This is a genomic window from Asaia sp. W19, assembly GCF_003994335.1.
Taxonomy (GTDB): domain Bacteria; phylum Pseudomonadota; class Alphaproteobacteria; order Acetobacterales; family Acetobacteraceae; genus Asaia.
In genome coordinates this window covers 1-1,585 of the sequence record NZ_PNQZ01000182.1, presented here as the reverse complement: position 1 = coordinate 1,585, position 1,585 = coordinate 1, and the positions used below count along the sequence as shown (strand labels likewise).

The 1,585-nt window shown below is 60.8% G+C and carries 1 protein-coding gene and 1 pseudogene; one reads left to right on the top strand and one right to left on the bottom strand.

Annotated features, from left to right (window positions below; translation table 11 throughout):
- Window positions 1-236: pseudogene (locus tag C0V97_RS17815) on the top strand (transposase); the annotation flags it as partial.
- A 51-nt stretch (window positions 237-287) separates the two neighbouring features.
- On the opposite strand, the gene C0V97_RS17810 reads toward C0V97_RS17815, so the two are convergent.
- The coding region (locus C0V97_RS17810) for a peptide chain release factor 3 (RefSeq protein WP_127103746.1) at window positions 288-1,585 on the bottom strand (1,298 nt) is incomplete at its 5' end.

Below are 1,585 nucleotides of genomic sequence, written 5' to 3'. Positions count from 1 at the left end.
ATGATGCCGCTTGGTTCAGGGACGGGCTGGAGGAAAAGGGGATCAGACCTTGCATTCCAGGCCGGAGATCCCGCACGACGCCCGTGAACTACGACAAACGCAAATACCGGCACCGCAATCGTATCGAGATCATGTTCGGCCGGCTCAAGGACTGCAGGCGCATCGCCACACGCTACAACAGATGCCCGACCGTCTTCTTCTCAGCCATCTGCCTCGCCGCTACCGTCGTATTCTGGCAAGGATTCCTGAGCCTACCCACCGCGCAGCGAGTAGCACGCCTATGGCGGTCAGCTACTCAGGCCAATCTGCTTGATATCATGGAAAGCGAGATCCGGATTCATCTCCACCATCCGACGCATCATGAAGGTCGAACTCGCCAGGAAGACAGGGTCGCTGTCGAGATCGTCTGCCATAGCGGAACGGTTCGCCATCGAGAACGCCTCGATCTTGGTACGCTCACCGGTGACCCAGCGCGCTATGGTGTAGGGCGTCGATTCAAAGCCGATTGCCACGCCATACTCGCCCTGCAGACGGGATTGAAGCACATCCAGCTGCAGGGTTCCCACCACGCCCACGATAGGGGGCAGTCCGTCCTGGGGCCGGAAAAGCTGCACGACCCCCTCCTCTGCCAGCTCGACCAGCGCCTGACGCAGCTTCTTGGCCTTCATGGCATCATCCAATCGCACGCGACGCAGGATTTCCGGCGCAAAATGCGGAACTCCGGTGAAACGCAGCTCCTCGGTTTCCGAGAGCGTATCGCCGATGCGGAGCGTGCCGTGATTAGGCAGCCCCACCACATCCCCGGCAAAAGCTTCCTCCGCCAACTGGCGGTCACGCGCAAAGAAGAATTGGGGTGTGTGGAGCGCAAATTGCTTGCCGGTACGCACATGCTTCAGACGCATACCGCGTGTCAGGCGCCCGGAGCAGATACGGGCAAAGGCCATACGGTCACGATGGTTCGGGTCCATATTGGCCTGGATCTTGAAGATCAGCGCCGTCACCTGTTCCTCATCGGCCTTGACCTCGCGTGTCTCGCTGGGCTGCGCACGCGGCGCAGGGCCGTAAGCCACGAGTGCATCGAGCAGGTCGGTCACCCCGATCTCCTTCATGGCACTCCCGAAGAAGACCGGCGTAAGATGCCCGGCATCGAAGGATTCGCGGTCGAAGAGCGGCAGGGCAGCCTCCGCCAGTTCGAGCTCTTCCGACAGGGCAATCATGCGCGCATCTGACTGCGCCAGCGTCGCAGCCTCGCCCCGGATCTCACGGGTACGTATATCGTATGTCCCGGCAAAATGCCCGGCGCGGCCGATCGGCCAGGTGGCTGGCGAGGTATCGAGCGCCAGTGTCGAGGCGATCTCATCCAGCAGACCGAAGCAATCCTGCGCCTCACGATCCATCTTGTTGATGAAGGTGACGATCGGAATGTCACGCAGGCGACAGATCTCGAAGAGCTTGCGTGTGCGATCCTCGATCCCCTTTGCCGCGTCGATCACCATGACGGCACAATCGACCGCGGTGAGCGTGCGATAGGTATCCTCGGAGAAGTCTTCATGACCCGGTGTATCGAGCAGGTTGAAGACACACC